The organism is Pseudonocardia hydrocarbonoxydans, from assembly GCF_006539565.1.
GTDB classification, from domain to species: Bacteria; Actinomycetota; Actinomycetes; order Mycobacteriales; family Pseudonocardiaceae; genus Pseudonocardia; species Pseudonocardia hydrocarbonoxydans.
In genome coordinates, this window is the sequence record NZ_BJNG01000022.1 from 12,517 (window position 1) to 34,539 (window position 22,023).

At 75.0% G+C, this 22,023-nt stretch carries 24 protein-coding genes; 8 read left to right on the plus strand and 16 right to left on the minus strand.

The window, feature by feature from the left end:
• Positions 1–8: 8 nt before the first annotated feature.
• The 5 genes from PHY01_RS14635 to glpX all read right to left on the minus strand — a co-directional run bounded on the left by PHY01_RS14635 (position 9) and on the right by glpX (position 5,841).
• On the minus strand, positions 9–1,142 hold the full coding sequence (locus PHY01_RS14635; protein ID WP_141279210.1) for an ABC transporter substrate-binding protein: 1,134 nt from the start codon (positions 1,140–1,142) through the stop codon (positions 9–11).
• Between the two features lie 143 nt (positions 1,143–1,285).
• Positions 1,286–2,479: an EAL domain-containing protein gene (locus PHY01_RS14640; RefSeq protein ID WP_141279211.1), complete on the minus strand. Its 1,194-nt coding sequence runs from the start codon at positions 2,477–2,479 to the stop codon at positions 1,286–1,288.
• Positions 2,480–2,570: 91 nt separating this feature from the next.
• Positions 2,571–3,962: a class II fumarate hydratase gene (locus PHY01_RS14645; RefSeq protein ID WP_141279212.1), complete on the minus strand. Its 1,392-nt coding sequence runs from the start codon at positions 3,960–3,962 to the stop codon at positions 2,571–2,573.
• 74 nt (positions 3,963–4,036) lie between these two features.
• The gene (locus PHY01_RS14650) at positions 4,037–4,651 is read right to left on the minus strand and encodes a L,D-transpeptidase (RefSeq protein WP_141279213.1); all 615 of its coding nucleotides are present in this window, start codon (positions 4,649–4,651) and stop codon (positions 4,037–4,039) included.
• Between the two features lie 125 nt (positions 4,652–4,776).
• The gene (gene glpX / locus PHY01_RS14655; protein WP_141279214.1) at positions 4,777–5,841 is read right to left on the minus strand and encodes a class II fructose-bisphosphatase; all 1,065 of its coding nucleotides are present in this window, start codon (positions 5,839–5,841) and stop codon (positions 4,777–4,779) included.
• 114 nt (positions 5,842–5,955) lie between these two features.
• Here glpX and PHY01_RS14660 point away from each other — a divergent pair, with 114 nt between their 5' ends.
• The gene (locus PHY01_RS14660) at positions 5,956–6,567 is read left to right on the plus strand and encodes a DUF4245 domain-containing protein (RefSeq protein WP_141279215.1); all 612 of its coding nucleotides are present in this window, start codon (positions 5,956–5,958) and stop codon (positions 6,565–6,567) included.
• A gap of 91 nt (positions 6,568–6,658) precedes the next feature.
• Here the strand turns inward: PHY01_RS14660 and PHY01_RS14665 are convergent, their stop codons facing one another.
• From PHY01_RS14665 to PHY01_RS14675, 3 genes are read right to left on the minus strand one after another with little or no spacing between them, the layout of a single operon-like run.
• Complete coding sequence (locus tag PHY01_RS14665) at positions 6,659–6,874, minus strand: exodeoxyribonuclease VII small subunit (RefSeq protein WP_141279216.1); 216 nt, start codon at positions 6,872–6,874, stop codon at positions 6,659–6,661.
• Positions 6,867–8,174 (minus strand): exodeoxyribonuclease VII large subunit, encoded by a 1,308-nt coding sequence (gene xseA, locus PHY01_RS14670; protein ID WP_141279217.1) that lies wholly within the window; start codon positions 8,172–8,174, stop codon positions 6,867–6,869. The genes PHY01_RS14665 and xseA overlap by 8 nt, the downstream gene beginning before the upstream one ends.
• Entirely contained in the window at positions 8,171–8,779 is a 609-nt protein-coding gene (locus tag PHY01_RS14675) for a lipid droplet-associated protein (RefSeq protein WP_141279218.1), read from the minus strand. Before PHY01_RS14675 ends, xseA begins: the two co-directional genes overlap by 4 nt.
• Before the next feature lie 101 nt (positions 8,780–8,880).
• Between PHY01_RS14675 and PHY01_RS14680 the strand changes: the two genes are divergently transcribed.
• Positions 8,881–9,837, plus strand: coding sequence for a 4-hydroxy-3-methylbut-2-enyl diphosphate reductase (locus PHY01_RS14680; RefSeq protein ID WP_141279219.1), 957 nt, complete (start codon positions 8,881–8,883; stop codon positions 9,835–9,837).
• On the opposite strand, the gene PHY01_RS14685 is transcribed toward PHY01_RS14680, so the two are convergent.
• Both PHY01_RS14685 and PHY01_RS14690 read right to left on the minus strand, forming a co-directional pair.
• Positions 9,767–10,447 (minus strand): DUF6542 domain-containing protein, encoded by a 681-nt coding sequence (locus PHY01_RS14685; protein ID WP_141279220.1) that lies wholly within the window; start codon positions 10,445–10,447, stop codon positions 9,767–9,769. The two genes, PHY01_RS14680 and PHY01_RS14685, sit on opposite strands and share 71 nt — an antisense overlap.
• Complete coding sequence (locus PHY01_RS14690; RefSeq protein ID WP_246085906.1) at positions 10,444–11,979, minus strand: DNA recombination protein RmuC; 1,536 nt, start codon at positions 11,977–11,979, stop codon at positions 10,444–10,446. Before PHY01_RS14690 ends, PHY01_RS14685 begins: the two co-directional genes overlap by 4 nt.
• 119 nt (positions 11,980–12,098) lie before the next feature.
• On the opposite strand from PHY01_RS14690, the gene PHY01_RS14695 reads away from it, so the two are divergent.
• On the plus strand, positions 12,099–13,217 hold the full coding sequence (locus PHY01_RS14695; protein ID WP_141279222.1) for a glycosyltransferase: 1,119 nt from the start codon (positions 12,099–12,101) through the stop codon (positions 13,215–13,217).
• Between the two features lie 150 nt (positions 13,218–13,367).
• Complete coding sequence (locus PHY01_RS14700; protein WP_141279223.1) at positions 13,368–13,964, plus strand: hypothetical protein; 597 nt, start codon at positions 13,368–13,370, stop codon at positions 13,962–13,964.
• 6 nt (positions 13,965–13,970) lie between these two features.
• Here the strand turns inward: PHY01_RS14700 and PHY01_RS14705 are convergent, their stop codons facing one another.
• Positions 13,971–14,459 (minus strand): methylated-DNA--[protein]-cysteine S-methyltransferase, encoded by a 489-nt coding sequence (locus PHY01_RS14705; RefSeq protein WP_141279224.1) that lies wholly within the window; start codon positions 14,457–14,459, stop codon positions 13,971–13,973.
• A complete protein-coding gene (locus PHY01_RS14710) occupies positions 14,456–15,928 on the minus strand; it encodes an AlkA N-terminal domain-containing protein (protein ID WP_141279225.1) in 1,473 nt (490 codons plus the stop codon). The genes PHY01_RS14705 and PHY01_RS14710 overlap by 4 nt, the downstream gene beginning before the upstream one ends.
• Before the next feature lie 127 nt (positions 15,929–16,055).
• On the opposite strand from PHY01_RS14710, the gene PHY01_RS14715 reads away from it, so the two are divergent.
• From PHY01_RS14715 to PHY01_RS14725, 3 genes are read left to right on the plus strand one after another with little or no spacing between them, the layout of a single operon-like run.
• Positions 16,056–16,370, plus strand: a complete 315-nt coding sequence (locus tag PHY01_RS14715; RefSeq protein ID WP_141279226.1) for a hypothetical protein — start codon at positions 16,056–16,058, stop codon at positions 16,368–16,370.
• A 39-nt stretch (positions 16,371–16,409) separates the two neighbouring features.
• Positions 16,410–17,948, plus strand: a complete 1,539-nt coding sequence (locus tag PHY01_RS14720) for a sensor histidine kinase (RefSeq protein WP_246085907.1) — start codon at positions 16,410–16,412, stop codon at positions 17,946–17,948.
• Positions 17,945–18,610 carry a response regulator transcription factor gene (locus tag PHY01_RS14725; protein WP_141279228.1) on the plus strand — a complete coding sequence of 222 codons (666 nt, stop codon included), beginning with the start codon at positions 17,945–17,947 and terminating at the stop codon, positions 18,608–18,610. The genes PHY01_RS14720 and PHY01_RS14725 overlap by 4 nt, the downstream gene beginning before the upstream one ends.
• A gap of 2 nt (positions 18,611–18,612) precedes the next feature.
• Here the strand turns inward: PHY01_RS14725 and PHY01_RS14730 are convergent, their stop codons facing one another.
• Positions 18,613–19,233: a hypothetical protein gene (locus tag PHY01_RS14730; RefSeq protein ID WP_141279229.1), complete on the minus strand. Its 621-nt coding sequence runs from the start codon at positions 19,231–19,233 to the stop codon at positions 18,613–18,615.
• A gap of 147 nt (positions 19,234–19,380) precedes the next feature.
• Between PHY01_RS14730 and ychF the strand changes: the two genes are divergently transcribed.
• On the plus strand, positions 19,381–20,454 hold the full coding sequence (gene ychF, locus PHY01_RS14735; protein ID WP_141279230.1) for a redox-regulated ATPase YchF: 1,074 nt from the start codon (positions 19,381–19,383) through the stop codon (positions 20,452–20,454).
• A 28-nt stretch (positions 20,455–20,482) separates the two neighbouring features.
• Here ychF and PHY01_RS14740 read toward each other — a convergent pair whose 3' ends face one another.
• The 3 genes from PHY01_RS14740 to PHY01_RS14750 form a co-directional block, all read right to left on the minus strand.
• Complete coding sequence (locus tag PHY01_RS14740; RefSeq protein ID WP_246085908.1) at positions 20,483–20,788, minus strand: site-specific integrase; 306 nt, start codon at positions 20,786–20,788, stop codon at positions 20,483–20,485.
• Between the two features lie 265 nt (positions 20,789–21,053).
• On the minus strand, positions 21,054–21,500 hold the full coding sequence (locus PHY01_RS28230) for a DUF6941 family protein (protein WP_344253286.1): 447 nt from the start codon (positions 21,498–21,500) through the stop codon (positions 21,054–21,056).
• Positions 21,501–21,699: 199 nt separating this feature from the next.
• Entirely contained in the window at positions 21,700–21,945 is a 246-nt protein-coding gene (locus tag PHY01_RS14750; RefSeq protein ID WP_218030163.1) for a hypothetical protein, read from the minus strand.
• Positions 21,946–22,023 lie beyond the last annotated feature (78 nt).

Sequence of the window (22,023 nt, forward strand, 5' to 3'; positions counted from 1 at the left end):
GGCAGCCGTCATGATGTCGTGGCCGCCCAGTTCTGCGCCACCACGGCGTTGGCGGCGTCGGTCTGCTCCTGCGTCGGGTAGGTCGGCTCGCCGGCGACCGGCGGCAGCACCGACACCAGCGCCGGGTCGGCGGTGCCCGACTCCGTCATCTCGGTCAGGCGCACCGGGCGGGCCTTGCCGGCCAGCCACAGGTTCTGGCCCACGTCGGAGTAGAGGAACTCCTGCCACAGCCGCGCGGCGGCCGGGTGCGGGGCGTCGGCGTTGATCGCCTGCGCGTAGTACTGCGCGAACAGCCCGTCCGAGGGCACCGCCACCCGCCACTCGAACGACGCCGCCACCTGCTCGGCCTGGGTGAGGTTGAGGTAGTCCCAGTCCAGGACGATCGGGGTCTGCCCGCTCTCGATGGTGGCCGGCGTCGGGTCGACCAGCAGCAGGTTGCCGCTGTCGGCGAGCTGCCCGAAGAACTCCAGGCCGGGGTTGATGTCGTCGAGCGAGCCGCCGTTGGCCAGCGCCGCGGCCCAGACGCCCGCGAACGCCGAGGCCGACGACGTCGGGTCGCCGTTGAGGGCGACCTGGCCGGCGTACTCCGGCCGGGTCAGGTCGGCGAAGGTCTGCGGGCAGTTCGCGACCAGGCTCGCGTTGCAGCCGATGGAGACGAAGCCGCCGTAGTCGTTGACCCAGGCGCCGCCCGCGTCCTTGTTGGCGTCGGGGATCGTGTCCCAGGTCTGCACCTGGTATGGCGCGAAGAGGTCGACGTTGGCCAGGGCGAAGGACTGCCCGAGGTCCAGCACGTCGGGTGCGCGCTCCTGCGTGCCGAGCTGCTGCACGGCGTTGATCTCGTCCTGGCTGGTGCCCTCGGGGTTCGCCGACTCCACGGTGATCCCGTAGGTCTCCTCGAACGTCGAGATCATCTCGCCGTAGTTCGCCCAGTCCGGGGGCAGCGCGATGACGTTGAGCGTGCCCTCGGCCTGCGCGGCCGCGACCAGCGCGTCGAACCCGCCGCCCGCCTCGGCCGACGTGGCGGTGGACCAGTCGGTGCCGTCGGCGGCGGGCTCCGGTGCCCCGCCACCGCCCGAGCTGACACAGCCGGACACGGCCAGCGTGGCGCCGATGGCGGCCACGGCGAGCAGACGACGTCGCATCGCGGAAACTCCCTCATCCCCCCGGCGGCACCGCCGGTCCGGCGCAGCGTGCACTGTGGAGCCGACCGTAGCGTGGCCCTCACCCGACCGGGGGAGGTCGTGACGGTGTCCGGACGGATTCGACGCCGGACCGTGACGATCGCTCAGGCCGCCGACGGGCTGCTGCCCGTGGCCTCGGCGAGCAGGTCGGTGACGCGGACGACGCCGGTGCAGGCACCGGCCCCGTCGACCAGTACGAGGTCGTCGTAGCTGCGACTGCGGTCACCGCCCAGGCAGCACGCCACCGCGGACGGCAGCCCGGCGTCGACGGGGTGGGTGCGCGGCGGTTCGGCGAGCGAGGTGGCCGGGCGGTTCGCGTAGAGCGCGCGTCCGAACGGGCCGGAGATCGCGAGCAGGAACCGGCTGCGGTCGAGGAAGCCGGTGGGGCGGCGCTCGGCGTCGAGCAGGACGACGCTGCCGGCCTGCGGGTGGTCGGCGAACGCCTGACGGGCGCTCTCGGCCGTGGCGCGGTCCGGCAGGCTCACCGCCGCCTGGGCCAGCTCGGCGAGCGTCGGCCCGGACGGCGCGGGCAACGCCCGCGGGACCGGTGACGGGGCGCGGGCCGGCCGGACCGAGCGCGGCAGCAGCTCGGGGGCCAGCAGGATCCCGGCCGTCGACGGGCGTCGCTGCGGCCCGGCCAGCAGCGGCCCCTGCCCCCAGGGGATGCCGTGGTCGCGCACCGCGGCGAGCTGGTCGGTGGTGGCGACGCCGGCCGCGCACACCCGCACGCTGACCGCGCGCGCCACGTCGCACAGCGCGCCGACGACGGTGCGGGCGCGCGGGTCGGTGGGCAGCCGGGCGACGAGGTGGGTGTCGATCGTGACGAGGTCGGGCTCCAGCTCGGCGACCAGGTCGAGCCCGAAACCGCGGCCGACCCCGTCGAAGCCGATGCCGAAGCCCTCGGCGCGCAGCTCGGCGATGCCCTCGGCCAGCGCGTCGGGCGGCGCCGCCGACAGCGCCGGGTTGACGTCGAGCAGCATCGGCGGCACGGGCAGCGAGGGGTCGCGGCCGCGCAGCGACGACCGGACCTGGCGTACCCGCCGCCGCGCGGCCACCACGGTGTCGGCCAGCACGTCGACGTGCAGCGGCACGGTGGCGTCGTAGCGGGTGCCGTGCAGCACCGAGGCGATCGCGATGCCCGAGTCGAACTCGGCCAGCTGACGGGTGCCCCAGACGGCGTTGGCGGCGACGCGGGACATCTGGTCGCGCGCCTGCTGCCGCACGACCTCCATGCCGACCGGGCGTCCGGTGACGAGGTTCAGCACGGGCTCGAACGCGAACCGACCGTGGTCGCTCATGGCCCGAGCCAAGCACGAACGGCCCAACCGGGAATGAACGACGGGTGAACGATCACCTGCAGTAGTCGGGATTCCCTCGATCGGGTAGCGGTCAGCGCCCGCCGCGCGCCATCGCGAGCACGTCGAGTGCCCGGTCGAGCTGCTCGGCCGTGAGCGCCCCGTTCTCGACGTGCCCGCGCTCCAGCACCACCTCGCGGATCGTCCGCTTCTCCTTCAGCGACTGCTTCGCGATCGACGCCGCCTCCTCGTAGCCGAGGTAGCGGTTCAGCGGCGTGACGATCGCCGGGCTGGACTCGGCCAGCTCGCGGGTGCGCTCGACGTCGGCCGTCATCCCGTCGACGACCCGGTCGGCCAGCAGGCGGGCGGCGTTGGCCAGCAGCCGCGCGGACTCCAGCACGTTGCGCGCCATCACCGGCATCATCACGTTGAGCTGCAGGTTGCCCTGCGTGCCGGAGAACGCGACGGTGGCGTCGTTGCCGATCACCTGCGCGGCCACCATCATCGCGGCCTCACAGATCACCGGGTTCACCTTGCCGGGCATGATCGAGCTGCCCGGCTGCAGGTCGGGCAGGGCCAGCTCGGCCAGCCCGGTGCGCGGGCCGGAGCCCAGCCAGCGGATGTCGTTGGCGATCTTGAACAGGCTGACGGCCGCCGTGCGCAGCGCGCCGGAGGCCTCCACGAGCCCGTCGCGCGCGCCCTGGGCCTCGATGTGGTCGGGGGCCTCGCTCAGCGCGTCGAGCCCGGTGGCCGCGCGCAACTCGTCGACCACCCCGGCGCCGAAGCCCTCGGGGGCGTTGAGCCCGGTGCCCACGGCCGTGCCGCCGATCGGGAGCTGGCCCAGCCGGGGGAGCGCGTCACGGACGCGGTCCGCGCCGTAGGAGGCCTGGGTGGCCCAGCCGCCCGCCTCCTGCCCGAGCGTGATCGGCACGGCGTCCATGAGGTGGGTGCGCCCGGCGGTGACGACCTCGTCCCACTCCGCGGCGCGCCGCCGGAGCGCGGCGGCGAGGTGGTCGAGCGCCGGGGCGACGTCGGTGGCCAGCGCCTCGGTGGCGGCCAGGTGGATCGTGGTCGGGAAGACGTCGTTGGACGACTGCGACGCGTTGACGTGGTCGTTCGGGTGCACCTCCACCCCGGCCCGGGCGGCGAGGGAGGCGATCACCTCGTTGGCGTTCATGTTGGAGCTGGTGCCCGAGCCGGTCTGGAACACGTCGACGGGGAACTGGTCGTCGTGATCGCCCGCGGCCACGGCGTCGGCGGCGGCGGCGATGGCGTCGGCCCGTCCGGCGTCGAGCACGCCGAGCCGCCCGTTGACCCGCGCCGCGGCACCCTTGACGAGCCCGAGCGCCCGGATCTGCGCGCGCTCCAGCCCGCGTCCGGAGATCGGGAAGTTCTCGACGGCCCGCTGGGTCTGCGCGCGCCACAGCGCGTCGGCGGGGACGCGGACCTCGCCCATGGTGTCGTGCTCGATGCGGTACTCGCTCATGGCCTCAGTGTTCCCCGGACCGCCGGAGACTCTCGGTGCCCCCCGTCACAGTCGGGGTGAGGGCGTACGGGACCTCAGGACACGACCTGCACGAGGTCGCCCCGGTCGAGCGCACCGAAGAACTCGCGGGCCGCCGTGCGCGACAGGTGGATGCAGCCGTGCGAGAGCTGGCTCAGGCTGCCCTGGTGGAAGGCGATGCCGCCGTTGAAGAACACCGAGTAGGGCATCGGCGCGTCGTAGATGGAGCTGACGTGGTCGCGGCTGTGGAAGGTGACCGCGAACGTGCCGGGCGGGGTGCGGAACCCGGCGCGCCCGCTGGTGATGGGCACCGGGCCGTAGGCGACCTCGCCGTCGTCGAGCAGCCAGGCCCGGTTGCCGGACAGGTCGACGCAGGCCCGCGCGGTGGAGCGGCACGGCGTGCCCGGGACGACGACCGGCGCGACCCGGACCGCCCGCATCTGCCCGCGGGTCGTCGGCAGCACCGCGGGCGCGGCCGGGGCGGGCACGACCGTGCGCACCGGTGGCGCCGCGGCGGGCGCCGCGACGGCGCCCTGCAGGCTCGCGGGCAGCAGCCCGACGGCCGCGGCGACGGCGGCCTCCGCGGTGGGTGCGGCACCCCCGGCGGCCCCGCTGAGCAGCCCCGTCAGCCCGACGACGACCATCAGCGACAGCGCCCGACGCACCCGCATGCCCACCCACCCCCAGCGCGGACCGGCCGCCCCCGGCCGGTCCCGGGACCAGCATCCGCCCCGCCCCGGCGGCGATCAAGCACGTACCGGCGGTGCCGGGTTCACGATCCGGTCACGGGCCGCCCTCAGGGCAGCGGCGGCGTGAGGTCCGGTCCGGAGATCTGCTCGTCGGACAGGTCGAAGTCGACCGCGGAGTACTCGCGCAGCTTCGTCAGCCGGTGGTAGCCGTCGATCATGCGGACGGTGCCCGACTTGGACCGCATGACGATCGACTGCGTGGTGCAGCCGCCGCCCCGGTACTGCACGCCGCGCAGCAGGTCGCCGTCGGTGATGCCGGTGGCGCAGAAGAACACGTTGTCCCCGCGCACCAGCTCGTCGGCGGTGAGGACGCGGTCGAGGTCGTGTCCCGCGGCGACCGCCCGGGCGCGCTCCTCGTCGTCCTTGGGCCACAGCCTGCCCTGCATCCCGCCGCCCATGCACTTGAGCGCGGCCGCGGTGATGATCCCCTCCGGGGTGCCGCCGATGCCGTAGAGCATGTCGACGCCGGTGTTCGGGCGGGCCGCGGAGATCGCCCCGGCCACGTCGCCGTCGGTGAGGAAGTGGATGCGGGCGCCGGTGCGGCGGATGTCGGCGACCAGCTGGTCGTGGCGCGGCCGGTCGAGCACGCAGACGGTGACGTCGGTGACGTCGAGGTGCTTGGCCGCGGCCACCCGGCGGATGTTCTCCGCGACGGGCGCGGTGAGGTCGATGACGTCGGCCGCCTCCGGCCCGACGGCCAGCTTCTCCATGTAGAACACCGCCGACGGGTCGAACATCGCGCCCCGCTCGGCCACCGCGAGCACGGCGACGGAGTTGGCGATGCCCTTGGCCATCAGCGTGGTGCCGTCGATCGGGTCGACCGCGACGTCGCACCACGGACCCTCGCCGTTGCCGACCTCCTCGCCGTTGTAGAGCATGGGCGCCTCGTCCTTCTCGCCCTCGCCGATCACCACGACCCCGCGCATCGACACGCTGCCGATGAGCTGGCGCATCGCGTCGACCGCCGCGCCGTCGCCGCCGTTCTTGTCGCCCCGGCCCACCCAGCGGCCGGCGGCCATCGCCGCCGCCTCCGTGACCCGCACCAGCTCCATCGCGAGGTTGCGGTCGGGGGCCTCCCGGCGCCTCGGCGTGGCGTTCGCGGGGCTGGTCATCGTGTGGCCTCCTGCAGGCGTTCGGGAACGCCCCGATCCTCGCAGATCACCCGGCGGAGTGGGGTGCGGCGAGGTGAGACGGCGGTCGCTCACGGCCGCGGGGATGATGGTGGGGTGACCGATCCCGCTCCCCGCAAGCCCCCGCGTTCGGCCATGACGGTGCGCGACATGCTGGTCGCCGTGGGCCTGCTCGCCCTCGTCGTGATCGTCGTCGGCGGGGTCACCCGCGGGTGCTCGTTCAGCCCGGGCGGCCCCACCGTCGACGCGGGCGCGCTGCCCGTCGTCGACGCGCCCACGGAGCTGCGGGCCCTCGCCCCGGACGTGCCGTTCGGGCTGCGGGTGCCTGCCGTGCCGCCGGGCTGGCGGTCCAACGCCGTCGACCAGGACCGCCTCGACCCCGCCGACCCGGCCGCCGGCCGCGCCGTCCGTACCGGGTACCTGACGGAGCAGGGCCGCTACCTGCGGCTCGTGCAGAGTGACGGCTCCGAGGAGGCGCTGCTGACCTCGGAGGTGGGATCCGTCGCGGTGCCCGCGCAGGGCGTCACCGACGTCGGCGGCCTGGCGTTCGTGGTGTACGGCGCCCCCGACGAGGAGCCGATCTGGATCGGCGAGCTCGACGGCGTGCGCCTCCTGATCACCGGCAGTGGCGCGGAGCCCGACTTCCAGGCGCTGGCCGGCGCGGTGCTGGCCGGCGAGGCGCTCCCGGCGGGCGCCACCCCCCGCTGAGCCCGCGCCGAACCGATCCCGCGCGCACCCTCCGCGGCTGCGCGCACACTCGATGGTGCGCGCGGCGGAGTTCGGTGCGCGCGGGGTGCGGTCAGTCGTCGGCGCGGGCGGCCAGGGCGGTCTCGACGCGCTCGCGCGCCCCGGCGAGCTGCTCCTCGCAGCGGGTCGCCAGCGCCTCGCCCCGCTCCCACAGCGCCACCGACTCGTCCAGCGACAGCCCGCCCGCCTCCAGCGCGCGGACCACCTCCACCAGCTCGTCGCGCGCCTGCTCGTAGCCCAGCGTGTCCACCGCGGCCTGCTCAGCCATCGTCGCTCCCCGCCCGGGCCGGGGCCCGCTTCCGTGTCGTCCGCTTCCGTGGGGTGGTCTCCGGGGCGCCGGTGTCCGGCGCCGCGACGGTGGCCACCACGGCCCCGTCGGCGACCCGGATCCGCAGCCGGGCGCCCGCCGACACCTCGCCGACCGACCGCAGCACCGGCGGCGGCCCGGACCCCTCGTCGAGGCGCTGCACCACGGCGTAGCCGCGGGCGAGGGTGGCGGCCGGGCCGAGCGTCGTCAGGCGGGCGCGCAGGTGTCCGATCTCGACGCCCCGGCGGTCGAGCCCGCGCTCCACGCACCCGCGCGCCGACGCCCGCAGCCGCTCGGTCTCGGTGTGCCGGGCGTCGAGGGCGCGCAGCGGGTCGGCCAGCACCGGGCGCCCGCGCAGCGCCGTGAGCAGGCGTTCCTCGCGGTCGACCCAGCCGGCCAGCGCGCGGCGGGCACGGTCGCGCAGCCCGGCGATGCGGGCGGTCTCCTCGGCGAGGTCGGGCACCAGCCGCCGGCCCGCCTCGGTGGGCGTGGAGCACCGCAGGTCGGCGACGTGGTCGACGAGCGGGGTGTCGGGCTCGTGCCCGATCGCGGAGACGACCGCGGTGCGGCAGTCGGCGACGGCGCGGCACAGCGTCTCGTCGGAGAACGGCAGCAGGTCCTCGACGCTGCCGCCACCGCGCGCCAGCACGATCACGTCGACCTCCGGGTCGCGGTCGAGCCGCGCCAGCGCGTCGACGATCTGGGGCACCGACAGGGCGCCCTGCGTCGCGACGTGCTCGATCCGGAACCGGGCGGCGGGCCAGCGCGCGGTCGCGTTGGAGACGACGTCGTGCTCCGCGGCCGACGCGCGCCCGGTGACCAGCCCGATGCACCGGGGCAGGAACGGGGGACGGCGTTTGCGGGCGGCGTCGAACAGGCCCTCGGCGGCGAGCAGCGCGCGCAGCCGCTCGATCCGCGCCAGCAGCTCGCCGACGCCGACGGCGCGGATCTCGCTGACCCGCAGGCTCAGCGTGCCCCGGCCGAGGAAGAACGACGGCCTGCCGTGCACGACGACCCGGTTGCCCTCCGCGACGGCCGGGCCACCGTCACGGACGAGCCCGATCGGTGCCGTGAGCTGCAGCGACACGTCGGCGGCCGGGTCGCGCAGCACCAGGAACGCGGTGCCGGTGCCGGCCCGCGCGGTGACCTGCGCGAGCTGGCCCTCGACCCACACCGCGCCGAGCCGGTCGACCCACTCGGCGATCTTGCGCGCCACCGTGCGGACCGGCCACGGCTGCTCCGGTGTGGTCGGGCCGGTCACCCCTCCGAGACCGTGGTGATGCGGTTGGTCAGCATCGTGACGAACGGCGGCCGCGCCTCGTGGGCCTGCTCCCACTCCAGCAGCACGCGCAGGTCGCCGAGCGAGAGCGTGCGCAGCTTCGCCCGCAGCTGCGGGATCGACAGCTCCGGGTACTCGGGCAGGGCGGAGGGCACGTCGGCGGCCGGCTTCCGGGCGGGCGCGCGCACCGGCTTCTCCCGGGTGACCGGCACCGGCTGCGAGACGCGCGGGGTGGCGGCCCCGGGCGTGGGCGGGTCGGTGACGCGGGTGCCCTCCGGGCGGGTGGGCGGCTCGGCCGGCCGGCCCGCCGGGCGCAGCGCGGTGACCACGCCGTTGGTGTGCGGCTCGTCCTCGTCGAAGGTGGCCCAGCTCGGCTTGTCCTCCACCGGCCGCAGCGATCCGAGTGCGCGGTCGCCCTTGATGGCCACCTCGGTGACCTTCTGCTGCACCCGCATCGACGCCTGCAGCGCCTGGCTGACCGCCGTGACCGGGAACTCGACGACGAGCCGCGGCAGGTCCCGGGCCTGCTCCACGGCGAGGGCGACGATGCCGGCGGCGAGGCGCACCGGCAGTGGAAGCGGCTTCATGGGACACAGTCTCGCCTGCTCCCGCGCCCGGGGCAGCCCGGGGTGGGTGCGACCGGACACGATCGGCGGCCCCGCGGCGGACCCGTCCGTAGGCTGGGGGCATGTCCGACCCCGTGAAGCGCGTCCTGCTCGCCAAGCCGCGCGGCTACTGCGCCGGCGTCGACCGTGCCGTGGAGGCCGTCGAACTCGCACTCGAGCAGCACGGCGCACCGGTGTACGTCCGCAAGCAGATCGTGCACAACAAGCACGTCGTCGAGACCCTCGAGGAGCGCGGCGCGATCTTCGTCGACGAGACCGACGAGGTGCCGCCCGGCGCGCTCGTGGTGTTCTCCGCGCACGGGGTCTCTCCCGCCGTGCACGCCCAGGCCGCCGAGCGCGAGCTCCGCACGATCGACGCCACCTGCCCGCTGGTCACCAAGGTGCACCACGAGGCGAAGCGGTTCGCCCGCGAGGACTACGACATCCTGCTGGTCGGGCACCACGGCCACGAGGAGGTCGAGGGCACCTCCGGCGAGGCCCCCGAACACATCCAGATCGTGGAGTCCGCCGAGGACGTCGGAGGAGTGACGGTGCGCGACCCCGAGAAGGTCATCTGGCTGTCCCAGACCACGCTGAGCGTCGACGAGACGATGCAGACGGTGCACGCGCTGCGCGAGCGGTTCCCGGCGCTGCAGAACCCGCCGAGCGACGACATCTGCTACGCCACGCAGAACCGCCAGGTCGCGGTGAAGGCGATGGCCGCGCAGTGCGACCTCGTGCTCGTGGTCGGCTCCACGAACTCGTCGAACTCGGTGCGGCTGGTCGAGGTGGCGCTGCAGGCCGGGGCCGGGGCGTCGTACCTGATCGACTACGCCCGGGAGATCGACGACGCCTGGCTCGACGGCGTGCGGACGGTCGGCCTCACCAGCGGGGCGTCGGTGCCGGAGGTGCTGGTGCGCGGCGTGCTCGACCGTCTCGCCGAGGTCGGCTTCGACTCCGTCGAGGAGATCACGACGGCGGAGGAGACGCTGACCTTCTCGCTGCCCCGCGAGCTGCGCCCTTCGCGGGCTTCGCGCTGACCTTCCCCGGGGCGTCCTTCCCGGCCGCGTCCTTCCTGGCCGCGTCCTTCCCGGCTGCGGGCCTGCGGACCGACCCGCGCCGGCCGGTGGCGCTGCGCTTGCCCTCCGGCGGGCGGGCGGCCTCCACGGCCGCCCGCTGGGCCAGGATCCGCCCGACCCCCAGCGACAGCACGGCGGCGGTGGTCCACGCCATCGTCGGGAAGCTGTTGACCAGCGGCGCGCCGATGGTGATGAGCCGCTCGGAGATGCCCGTGCCCGGGCGCGGCGAGCCCGCGAGCAGCACCACCACGGGAACGGCGACAGCGAGCAGCAGCGGCGGCGACACCATCGGCCCGAACAGGCTGCGCCGCCGCACCCAGGCCACCGACAGCACGCACCCGCCGAGGTAGCAGACGGTGAACACCGCGCCGAGCGTGCCGATCCGGAAAAGGTCGAGCAGGACGCCGAGCAGCGTCAGACCGGCGGCCAGCCCGACGGCCGCGAGCGGCGGCACCCCGAGGACGGTGGCGAGCAGCGAGCGTTCGGGCACCGGCCAGCGCCCACCCGCGCCGCGCTCGGCCACGTCGAGGGTCTTCGCGGGGGCGCCCTTCCTCGCGGGGGCATCGGTCATCGGCCCACGTTAGCCCGGGTCTCGCCTCCCCGGTCGTCCGCCGCGCGGCCGCGATCGGGTTCGCGTTCGTGCCGCTCGTGGTGGTCGAGGGCCACCAGCGCGTCGGCGGCCGAGGCCACCAGCTCCGGCGCCGAGACCACGCGTGGCGCGCGTTCGATCTGGCCGGGCGCGGCCAGCTCGTCGTCGGCCACCTCGAGGTCGGTGAGCCGGCGCGCCGTGACCAGCACGCGCGACTCCAGCGAGCTGACGGTCTGGTTGTAGCTGCCCACGGCGGCGTCGAGGCTGCGGCCGAGCTTGGCGACGTGGGTGCCCATCGTGGCCAGCCGCCCGTGCAGCTCCTTGCCCAGCTGGTGCACCTGCGCGGCGTTGCGGGCCAGCGCCTCCTGCCGCCACGAGTACGCGACGGTGCGCAGCAGCGCGATGAGCGTGCTGGGGGTGGCGATCACGACGTTCTGCGCGAACGCGTGCTCCATCAGCGACGGGTCGGCCTGCAGCGCGGCCTCCAGGAACGGGTCGCCGGGGACGAAGAGCACCACGAACTCCGGTGACGGCGCGAACGCGGCCCAGTACGCCTTGCCCGAGAGCGTGTCGACGTGCTGGCGCAGCTGGCGGGCGTGGGCGGTGAGCCGCTCCCGGTGGGTGGCGTCGTCGCGGCTCTCCACCGCCTCCAGGTAGGCCGCGAACGGCACCTTCGCGTCGACGACGACCTGCTTGCCGCCCGCGAGGCGGACCACCATGTCGGGGCGGACGCCGCCGTCCTCGCCCTTCCCGGTGACCTGGGTGGAGAAGTCGCAGTGCTCCACCATGCCGGCGAGCTGCACGATCCGCTCCAGCTGCAGCTCGCCCCACCGGCCGCGCACCTGCGGCGCCCGCAGCGCGTTGACCAGTGACTTCGTCTCGTGCTGGAGCTGCTCGGAGCTGCGGTGCATGGTGGCCACCTGCTCGCGCAGCCCCGCGTAGGCCGACTCGCGCTCCTTCTCCACGTCGCGCAGCTGCCCCTCCACCCGCTGCAGCGTGGACGTCATCGGGTCGAGCAGGGCGCTGATCGCGTGCGCGCGGGCGGCGGCGTCGCCATCGGCCCTGGCGTGCAGCGCGGCGGTGGCCTCCTTCAACCGGCCTTCTGCGAGGGCGACGAACTGCTCGTTGTTGCGGGCCAGCGCGTCGGCCGACAGCGCCCCGAAGGCCTGCTTGAGCTCGGCGTCGCGGCGGGTGAGCAGCTCCTCGCGCCCGGCCGCGGCCTCGCGCTCGCTGCGCAGTGCGGCGTGCGCGCCCGCCGCGTCGGACTCGGCGGCACGCAGCCGGTCGAGCGTCTGCGCCAACTGCGCGTCGAGCGCGGCGACGCGGGCGACGAGCCCGGCCCGCTCGGCCCGGACCCCGGCCGCGTCGGCCCGGGCCATGGCGGAGGCGTCGGCCGCGGTGCGCGCGGCCTCGGCGACCGTGGCCCGCGCCCTGGCGGAGACCAGCGCCCACGCACCCGCGGCCCCGAGCGCGAGCCCGACGAGCAGGCCCAGGAGAAGCACGGCGGTGTCCACGGCGTCCACCCTGCAACGCACCCCCGACAGATCCGCGGCGGACACGCCCGGGCCGGGACCGGCGGCCGGGGCCGATCGGTGAACGGTCGAACACCTGTGCGAGTCGCTACCGTGCCCGGGTGCGCCTCCTCGTCGTCGCCGCCCCGCTCGCCGGTCACCTCACCGCGCTCCTGCCGCTGGCCGCCGCGGTGCAGGCGGCCGGTCACGACGTCGCGATCGCCACCGGCGACACCGCGCTCGGGGTCGACAGCGGCGGCGTCGAGACCCACGACGTCACCCCGGGCCTGCGGTTCGGCCGGGTCGGCGCCGCGGTGGCGCTGCGGCACCCGCGCGCGGTGTGGGCGGAGGTCGCCGGGCGCGGCGGGCAGGAGCTCGCCCGGCACCTGTTCGGCGCGCTGAACCGGCGGATGGCCGACCCGCTCGTCGCGCTCGTCCGCACCCTGCGCCCCGACCTGGTCGTGTACGAGCCGTGGGCCCCGGCGGGCGCGCTGGCGGCGGGCGCGGTCGGGGTGCCCGCGGTGCTCCTGGAGAACGGCCTGTTCGACGGGGAGTGGGCGTCGCGCACCGCGGCCGCCGGGCTCGCCGACGCGATCGGTCGGCACGGGCTGGGCCCCGGCCTGCCGCCGCCCGCGGCCGTCGTCACCGTGCGGCCGCCCGCGCTGGGCGCCGCGCCCGGGCACCTCCCGATGCGCCCCGCCACCGGCTGGTCCGGGCGGGCCGACCTGCCCGCCGGGCTGGCGGTGCCGGGTCCGCGGCCCCGGCTGCTGGTCAGCCGCAGCACCGTCCCCGGGCCCGGGCCGGGGGACCCGACGCGCGCGGTCGTGGCCGCCGCGGCGGGGCTCGACGCCGACGTCGTGCTCGTCCGGCCCGTCCCGAAGATCGCCGCGGGGCCGCTGCCCCCCAACGTCACGACGACCGGCTGGATCCCGCTGGACGCCGCGCTCCCGGCCGCGACGGCGATCGTGCAGCACGGCGGTGCGGGCACCGCGCTCGGCGCGCTCGCGGCCGGGTGCCCGCAGCTGCTCCTGCCCGGCATCGGCGACCGCCGGGGCAACGCGGAGGCCGTCGCGGGGGCGGGGGCCGGGCTGGCCGTGCCCGCGCGCGGGATCACCACCGACGTGCTGGCCCGGCTGCTCACCGACCCGGGCCTGCGGGTGGCCGCGGAGCGGATCGCCGCGGAGATCGCGGACATGCCGGTCCCGGCCGAGCTGGTCGACCCGCTGCTCGCGCTGGCGTGACGCCCGGGGCGGCCCCGCGGCGGACGTAACGCCGTCCCCGTCCCCGCCGAGCACCCGATCGACATCGTCCGGGACGTCCAGAAGGCGGCGACGGGGGCGGACAGCGGTCGACCGGCGGCGGAGCCGGGTCGGCGTGACGAAGGAGAACTCATGGGGGAGCGCATGCGCTCGAACGGTGTCCTGGTGGCCGTCGGGGCGTTCGTCCTGGTGGGTGCGACGGCGTGCGGGGGCACCACCCCGGCCCAGGCCCCACCGGCGGCGGCGCCCGCGACGACCGCCGCCGCCACCACGTCGGCGGCGGCGCCCACGACGTCGGCGGCCGCGCGGTCGCGCGCACTGGCCAGCGTCTTCCCGGACGTCGACGACGCCACGTGCGCGCCGTCGGGCGTCGACGTGGGGACGAGCACCGGGGTGGTCCCGACGGAGGGGTACACCTGCGACTACTCCGCCACCGTCCCCGGCGCGACGGTGTTCTTCGCGCAGTGGCCGGACCAGGCGGCCGCGCAGGCGTGGTACCAGGACACCGCGGACCTCGGCCCGCGGGTCGAGGACAACGACGCGTGGACCGTCGACGGCGTCCGGCAGGGGCCGCTCTACACCGCCGCGAACAACGCCGGCGTGACGATCTCGACCGGCGTCTACGAGAACCTGCCCTACACCTGGGAGATCCGCACCGGCACCCTCGACGAGTCGAACACGATCTTCGGTCAGCTCCGGCTGCGCGCCTCGACGGCGATCGGCGGCTGACGCCGGTCAGGACTCGTGGTCGAGCAGCCGCCGCTTGACGTCCACCCCCCAGCGGAACCCGCCGAGCGTGCCGTCGGTGCGCAGCACCCGGTGACACGGCACGAACAGCGCCGCGGCGTTGCGGGCACAGGCCGAGGCCGCCGCCCGCACCGCCGCGGGGCGCCCGGACTTCGCGGCGAACTCGGTGTAGGTCACCGGGGCGCCCGCGGGCACGGTGCGCAGCACGTCCCAGGCGTGGACGAGGAAGTCACCGGACCGCTGGCGCACCGGCACGTCGTCGATCGCCGACAGGTCGCCCGCGTGGTAGCGGGTGATCGCCTCGCCGACGGCGCCGAGGTCCCCCCCGGTCGTCGACGACGGGCGCAGCGTCGGGTGGATCAGCGGCAGCAGGTCGTCGAGCGAGGCGGTCCAGCCCGAGGCCAGGACGGCCCCGGTGTCGTCGACGACGGCCGTGAACGGGCCGATCGGGGTGTCCAGCGTGGAGTGGATGCTCATGGCTTCCTCCGGGGGGTCGTCGCGGCGACGCGCCACAGGTGGGTCGCGGCGTAGGAGCGCCAGGGCCGCCAGGCCGCGGCGCGTGCGGTCAGGCCGTCCACGTCGGACGGCAGGTCGAGCGCGGCGGCGCCGTGGCGGACCGCGAGGTCGGTGGCGAGCAGCTCGTCGGGGTCGCCGACCAGCCGCATCGCGACGTAGCCCGCCGTCCACGGCCCGACGCCGGGCAGTGCGAGGAGCGCGGCCCGCAGCCCGGCGGGGTCGCGTCCGGGGTCGAGCACGAGCGAGCCGTCGGCGACGGCCGTGGCCAGCCCGACCACCGTCGCGATGCGGCGGGCCGGCCCGGTCAGGACGTCGGCCCCGTGCTCGGCGATGGCCTCCGCCGTCGGGAACAGCAGGTCCGGGCCGTCGACGGCGAGCGCGGGCGGCAGCCGGGTGCCCAGCGCGGCGGCGAGCCGGGCCGTCGCGGTGACGCCCGCGGCCAGCGACACCTGCTGCCCGAGCACCGCGCGCACGGCCGTCTCCAGCCCGTCGACGGTGCCGGGCACGCGGATGCCGGGCACGGCGGCCACGCGCGGGGCCAGCGCGGGGTCGGCGCCCAGCACCTCGTCGACGGCGACCGGGTCGGCGTCGAGGTCGAGCAGCCGGCGCAGGCGGGCGACGGCCGGGCCGAGGTCGCGCGGATCGGCCAGGCGCAGCGTGGCGCGCACGTGCCCGTCCGACGGTGCCAGCTCGACGGTCGCGGCGCCGTGCGGCAGCCGCAGCGTGCGGGCGTACCGCCCGTCGCCCGCCTCCTCGACCCCCGGCAGCGCGCGCGCCGCGAGGTGGGCCAGCAGACCGTCGGCGTCGAGGGGGGTGCGGTGGGGCAGGCGCAGCACGAGCGTGCCGGCGACGGGGGCGGGGTGGCGCCGCCCGGCCTCGGCCCGCAGCACCGTCGGCGCCACGCCGTAGACCTCGCGGACGGTGTCGTTGAACTGCCGCACGCTGGCGAACCCGGCGGCGAACGCGACGTCGGCCATGCCCAGCGGCGTCGTCTCGATCAGCAGGCGCGCGGTGTGCGCGCGGTGGGCGCGGGCCAGGGCCAGCGGGCCCGCGCCGAGCTCGGCGGTGAGCACCCGGGTGAGCTGGCGCGTCGAGTAGCCCAGCGAGGACGCGAGCCCGCCGACGCCGTCGCGCTCCACGAGCCCGTCGGTGATCAGGCGCATCGCGCGGGCGGCGAGGTCGGCGCGGGCGTTCCAGTCCGGCGAGCCGGGCACGGCGTCGGGCCGGCAGCGGCGGCAGGCCCGGTAGCCGCGCAGCTGCGCGGCCGCGGCGGTCGGCAGGAACTCGACGTTGGTGCGCTTGGGCTTCATCGCCGGGCAGGACGGGCGGCAGTAGATGCGCGTGGTGCGCACGGCGGCGATGAAGTGGCCGTCGAACCGCGCGTCGCGCGAGGCGAGGGCGTTGTAGCAGCGGTCGTGGTCCAGGGGCACGGGAGCGACTCTGCCACTCCGCGCGTGCCCGCACTGGCGGGAATCGGACGTCGCCGACCCGGGTGGATGAGAGCCGTCTCATCGGGATCTCACCGTCCGGTCACGCCCACCCCGCAGGATCGACGGCATGCGAACCCCCCTGACCGCGGCGGTCGGTCTGCTGATCGTCGCCGGGGTCGTGGTCGGCGTCACCGCGGGGCGGGCGGGCTCCGGCGACGAGATCCCCGTGCAGCCCATCCGGGTCGAGGCCCCGGCCGCCGTCGACCCCGCCGCGCCGGTGCCGGTCGTGCCCGCGGTCCCGCCGGAGCGGAGCGGGATCGTGCCGGAGCAGGTGGCCCCCGGCGACCCCGACGGTTACGTCGCGCCCCCGCCCGCGGACGACGACGACGACGATGACGACGACGACGGACCCGACGACGACGGCCCGGATGACGACGACTGACGCGGTGACCACCGGCCCGGAGCGGGACGGTCGGCGAGGATGAACCCGACCGGCACCGTCGCGACGCCCCGTCGCCCCGCCCCCGAGGACCCCATGACGACCGCCCCGGCGCCCGCCCCGCCCGCCGGTGCGGTCCGGCGGATGCGCCGGCCCGGCACCGCGCGGACGCGGATCGTCGCCTGGGCGCTGGCGCTCGTGCTGGTCTCGCTGGGCGTCGTCACGCTCGTGACCTGGCGGCTGCTGCTCCAGGACACCGACACCCGGATGCGGGCGGCGCTGCTCAACGAGGTGCAGGAGTTCGGGTCCGTCGTCGCCGACGGCGTCAACCCGCGCGACGGCGCGCCGTTCGCGTCCGTCGGTGAGGTGCTCGACGCCGCGATCGCCTACAACCAGGCGCGGCCCAACGAGAAGTTCCTCGGCTACGTCGACGGCGAGTTCGCCTACCAGAGCCGGCGCGCCGACGCCGCGCCCGCCGTGCTGCAGAACGACCCGGCGTTCACGGGCCTGGTCGGCGGTGTCACCGCGCCGGTGCAGGACACCTACGAGAGCACCGCGGGTGAGGTGCTCTACCTGGCCGTGCCGATCGAGTTCGCCGACCCGGCGGGCAGCACGGGCGTCATCGTCGCGGCCTACCTCGCCGACGCCGAGCGCGAGCCCGCCCACTCCACGGCCCGGATCATGCTGCTCGTCGGCGCGCTGACCTCGCTGCTCGCCGCCGGCGGGGCCTGGCTCGTGGCGGGCCGCATCCTGCGGCCGCTGCGCGACGTCGCGGCCACGGCGCGCTCCATCACCGACACCGACCTGTCGCAGCGCATCCCGCTGGCCCCCGGCCCCGACGACGGCGACGAGCTGCGCGACCTCGTCCGTACCGTCAACGCGATGCTCGACCGCGTGGAGACCGGCGTCGACGCCCAGCGCCGCTTCGTCGACGACGCCGGGCACGAGCTGCGCACGCCCATCACGATCGTGCGCGGGCACCTGGAGGTGCTCGACGCGCGCGATCCGGCCGACGTCACCTCCACCGTGGAGCTGGTCGACGACGAGCTGGACCGGATGAACCGCATGGTCTCCGACCTGCTGCTGCTCGCCCGGTCTGAACAGCCGCGGTTCCTGCACCCGGAGCTGACCGACGTCGCGGAGCTCACCGAGGACGTGTTCGGCAAGATCGTGAAGCTCGGTGAGCGGGAGTGGGTGCTGGAGACCGCGGCCCGCGTCGACGCCGAGATCGACCCGCAGCGCGTCACGCAGGCGATCGTCGCGCTCGCCGACAACGCCGTGCGCTACACCCGTCCCGGTGACCGCATCGCGCTGGGTTCGCAGCTCGCCGGCGGGCAGCTGCGGTTCTGGGTCGCCGACTCCGGCCCCGGCATCGCCGAGGCCGACCGGGCCCGCATCTTCGAGCGGTTCGCCCGCGGCACGTCCACCGGCCCGCGCTCCGAGGGCGCCGGGCTCGGCCTGTCCATCATCCGCGCGATCGCGGTCGCCCACGGGGGCCAGGTGCTGCTCGACAGCGTCGTGGGCCGGGGTGCCACCTTCACCATCGCCGTCCCGGCGATCCTGCCCGAGGAGAGTTCGTGAGTCGCATCCTGATCGCCGAGGACGAGCCGCGGATCTCCGCGTTCGTCGAGAAGGGCCTGACGGCCAACGGGTTCGTCACCACCGTCGTCGCCGACGGGATCTCGGCCTTCGACTACGCCGTGACCGGGGCCTACGACCTGCTGGTCCTCGACATCGGCCTGCCCGGCATGGACGGGTTCGCGGTGCTGCGCAAGCTGCGCTCGGACCGCTGCACGATCCCGGTGATCGTGCTGACCGCGCGCGACAGCGTGCAGGACACCGTCGCCGGGCTGGAGGGCGGCGCCGACGACTACATGCCCAAGCCCTTCCGGTTCGAGGAGCTGCTGGCCCGCGTGCGGCTGCGGCTGACCAGCGACCGCTCCGCCGAGCTGACGGTCCTGAGCCACGGCGGCCTGCAGCTCGACCTACGGATGCGGCGCGCGAACGTCGAGGGCCGCACGGTCGACCTGTCGGCGCGGGAGTTCGCCCTGGCCGAGACGTTCCTGCGGCACGCGGGGCAGGTGCTCTCCCGCGAGCAGCTGCTCTCCCACGTGTGGGGCTACGACTTCGACCCGGGCTCGAACGTCGTCGACGTCTACGTGCGGTACCTGCGCCGCAAGCTCGGCGCCGAGCGCATCGTCACGGTGCGCGGGATGGGCTACCGGCTCGACGCGCTGGACTGATCTCAGCCGCAGGCCCCGCCGAGCAGGCCGCCGCAGGACACGCCCAGCGGTTCGGTGACGCGGCCGAGTAGGGAGTCCGGCTCACGCTCGCGGCTCGGCCCGGCCTCGTCCGGCTCGTCGCGCACCGGCTCGTCGCGCACCGGCTCGTCGCGCACCGGCTCGTCCGGTGTCTCCGCCTCGACCGGCTCGGGCTCCGGGGCGGGAGCGGGCGCCGGTGCGGCGGGTGCCCGGGCGGCGGGGGTCTCGACGGGTGCGCGCCGCGGCGCGGGCGCGGCCGGCTCGGCGGGGCGCGCGGGTGCGGCGCGACGGGCGGGCTCGGGAGCGCGCTCGGGCTCCGCGGCGGGCTCGGGAGCGCGCTCGGGCTCCGCGGCGGGTGCGGGCGGCGCGACGGCGGCGGGCGCCGGGGTCGGCACGACGGCCGGGGGCGCCGGTGCGTCGGGCACCCGCGGGTAGGCGTCGTCGACCGTCGGGCCCAGGCCCACGCGGGCGATGGTGGCGGCCTCGGCGGCCACCGGGGAGGCGGCCGCGGCCGCCTCGTCCGACAGCCGGACCACGGTCGTGAAGCTGGCGACGAGTGCCGCCCCGGCCGCAGCCGCGAGCAGCGTCCGCACGGTTCCGTGCACGATCCCCACCCCTCGTCACCGGTCGGCGACGTCGTATGCGTGATCTGGCCGCCGTCCGTACCGCCGAACGGCCCAACGGGTCGACCCGTGGCCCGCCGGACCGGCGGGCGGGGGGCGCCCGGCCGGCGGCGACTACCCTCGTCCCTCGTGTCTCTCACCCTCGGCATCGTCGGCCTGCCCAACGTCGGCAAGTCGACGCTGTTCAACGCGTTGACGAACAACGACGTGCTCGCCGCGAACTACCCGTTCGCCACGATCGAGCCCAACGTCGGCGTCGTCCCGCTGCCCGATCCGCGCCTCGACGAGCTGGCGAAGATCCACAACTCGGCGAAGACCGTGCCGGCGGTGGTGTCGTTCGTCGACATCGCCGGGATCGTCAAGGGCGCCTCCGAGGGCGCCGGGCTGGGCAACAAGTTCCTGGCCAACATCCGCGAGTCCGACGCGATCTGCCAGGTCGTCCGCGTGTTCGACGACCCGGACGTGATCCACGTCGACGACCGCATCGACCCGGCGTCGGACATCGAGACGATCTCCACCGAGCTGATCCTCGCCGACCTGCAGACGCTGGAGAAGGCCGTCCCGCGCCTGACCAAGGAGGCGCGGATGCAGAAGGACCGCCGCCCCGTGCTGGAGGCCGCGGAGCAGGCGGTCTCGCTGCTGAACGGGGGGACCACCCCGTTCGCGGCCGGCGTCGACCCCGAGCCGCTGCGCGAGCTGACGCTGCTCACGACCAAGCCGTTCCTCTACGTCTTCAACGCCGACGAGGGCGTGCTCACCGACGACGCGAAGCGCAAGGAGCTCGCCGAGCTGGTGGCCCCGGCCGACGCGGTGTTCCTCGACGCCAAGGTCGAGTCGGAGCTCCTGGAGCTCGACGAGGAGTCCTCGCGCGAGCTGCTGGAGTCGATCGGGCAGTCCGAGCCCGGCCTCTACTCCCTGGCCCGCGCGGGCTTCCACACCCTGGGCCTGCAGACCTACCTCACCGCCGGGCCGAAGGAGGCCCGCGCCTGGACGATCCCGCAGGGCGCCACCGCCCCCCAGGCCGCGGGCGTGATCCACACCGACTTCGAGCGCGGCTTCATCAAGGCCGAGATCGTGTCCTACGACGACCTGATCGCGGCCGGCTCGATGGCCGCGGCCAAGGCGGCGGGAAAGATGCGGATGGAGGGCAAGGACTACGTCATGCAGGACGGTGACGTGGTGGAGTTCCGGTTCAACGTCTGACCGGGGCCCGTTCGTCCAGGTCAGCTGCCTACGCGGCGTCGTCGTTCGTCAGTGGTTCGTCAGTACGTCCCAGAACTTCGGCGAGCATCGCCGCCGCGCCGGCCCGCGTCCGGTCCTCGGCGGTGGGCCAGAGGTGCGCGTAGGTGTTGAGGGTGACAGTCGGCGAGGAGCGCCCGAGCGCCCGTTGCACGGTCACTACGTCGCAACTGGCCGCGATCAGCCCTGAGGCGTACAAGTGCCGGAGGTCGTGCAGCTTGGCCGTCGGCAGCGTGGCGTCGCGGCGGGTCTTGCGACAGTAGAGGTGGGGCGCGAGACGGCCGGCCCGAGCCGCCACGTCACGCACATGCACCGACGGGGCAACGCATCGCTCAGAACTGCTTGGCCGTCGCCTCGGCTCGCTCCACCAGCTGCATCATGCGTACGGACGCAGGATTGGTCGCGACCGGCTTCAGTCGATGACGCCTGAGGTAGACGCTCCTATCGGCGCACCTCAGGACACGTCCGACGCACCCATCGGCTGCGGTGTTCAGAGTTTGGTTCCCTTTTCAAAGCGCTGCCCTGCGGGCGGCGCGCGACTGCTGGTAGCTGTGCCGCGAGCATCAGGGCGCTAGCTGATGCCCAATGACCTGGAAGGACTCTGCGGCTGTGTCGCCAGCGACTGAGGCTCGCCACTCATACCGGCCGGGGGGCAAGGGCAGCGGAGCCACGTTCAGCGCGAAGACCGCGCTCAGCGGACTACCGTGGGAGACGCCCGGCGGCCGCCCGACCTCCAGCACCGCCTCCCCGCGAATGAGCTGCGCTTCGCCCTCGCCAGGGATCTCGACCGACCTGCCATCGCTGTCCAGCAGCTCGATCAGCACCGGCAACTTCTCGTTAGCCCGGTCCCAAGGGACCTGAACCATAAGGGCGACGGCGTGAGGCGATGTCGGAGTACCGATCATCGTCCAGCCAGCACCCAGCATGTGAAGTTTCCCGCTGGCCGAATCTGCCTGCGCGGCATCACAAAGAATGATCTTAAACTCGATCCGCGGCTTAGTCAGGGGCACGCGGCTGCTCCAAGCGTCGCAGGCTCAGCGGCTTGTTCCCATCGACCCGTTGATGGGGATGGCCCGAGGTACAGCGTTACTCCACGCGTGGCGGGGTTGCGAGTGATGAAGTCTGGCTCTCTGTGACGGATCGCTCGGATCGCCTCGATGGGCTCATCGTCCTCGTAGAAGTCGTCGTCGTTCATCTGGTACCTCCCTCCTAGTCCACGAAGTAGACGCTTCCCAGGTTCCAAGCATCCCCCATCGGATGCTGGCGCGGGTAGAGCACAACGGTGGCTTCTTGGTTTCTGATGGTGACGTCGATGACTGCTCGTCGTCCGCGCTCCGGGTGATCGTCCCAGCGACCGGGCAGACCTGCTACGCAGACGACGGCATCACGCACCTCGACAGGGCGGATATGGTGCCGCTGCCAGATCTTCTGAGCGACCCGGTCGCTGATGGCCAAGTCCGCGACCCAGACGCTCCACACCTGCTGACAGACTCCCTCAACTGTGCTCGGAGGCGTCCGACGGAAGTCGGTGCG

Coding starts and splice junctions, on each gene's coding strand:
- PHY01_RS14635 (WP_141279210.1), bottom strand. CDS start 1,142: ATGCGACGTCGTCTGCTCGCCGTGGCCGCCATCGGCGCCACGCTGGCC.
- PHY01_RS14645 (WP_141279212.1), bottom strand. CDS start 3,962: ATGAGCGAGTACCGCATCGAGCACGACACCATGGGCGAGGTCCGCGTC.
- PHY01_RS14715 (WP_141279226.1), top strand. CDS start 16,056: ATGCGAACCCCCCTGACCGCGGCGGTCGGTCTGCTGATCGTCGCCGGG.
- PHY01_RS14720 (WP_246085907.1), top strand. CDS start 16,410: ATGAACCCGACCGGCACCGTCGCGACGCCCCGTCGCCCCGCCCCCGAG.
- PHY01_RS14680 (WP_141279219.1), top strand. CDS start 8,881: ATGTCCGACCCCGTGAAGCGCGTCCTGCTCGCCAAGCCGCGCGGCTAC.
- PHY01_RS14685 (WP_141279220.1), bottom strand. CDS start 10,447: ATGACCGATGCCCCCGCGAGGAAGGGCGCCCCCGCGAAGACCCTCGAC.
- PHY01_RS14650 (WP_141279213.1), bottom strand. CDS start 4,651: ATGCGGGTGCGTCGGGCGCTGTCGCTGATGGTCGTCGTCGGGCTGACG.
- PHY01_RS14705 (WP_141279224.1), bottom strand. CDS start 14,459: ATGAGCATCCACTCCACGCTGGACACCCCGATCGGCCCGTTCACGGCC.
- PHY01_RS14700 (WP_141279223.1), top strand. CDS start 13,368: ATGGGGGAGCGCATGCGCTCGAACGGTGTCCTGGTGGCCGTCGGGGCG.
- PHY01_RS14640 (WP_141279211.1), bottom strand. CDS start 2,479: ATGAGCGACCACGGTCGGTTCGCGTTCGAGCCCGTGCTGAACCTCGTC.
- PHY01_RS14675 (WP_141279218.1), bottom strand. CDS start 8,779: ATGAAGCCGCTTCCACTGCCGGTGCGCCTCGCCGCCGGCATCGTCGCC.
- glpX (WP_141279214.1), bottom strand. CDS start 5,841: ATGACCAGCCCCGCGAACGCCACGCCGAGGCGCCGGGAGGCCCCCGAC.
- PHY01_RS14665 (WP_141279216.1), bottom strand. CDS start 6,874: ATGGCTGAGCAGGCCGCGGTGGACACGCTGGGCTACGAGCAGGCGCGC.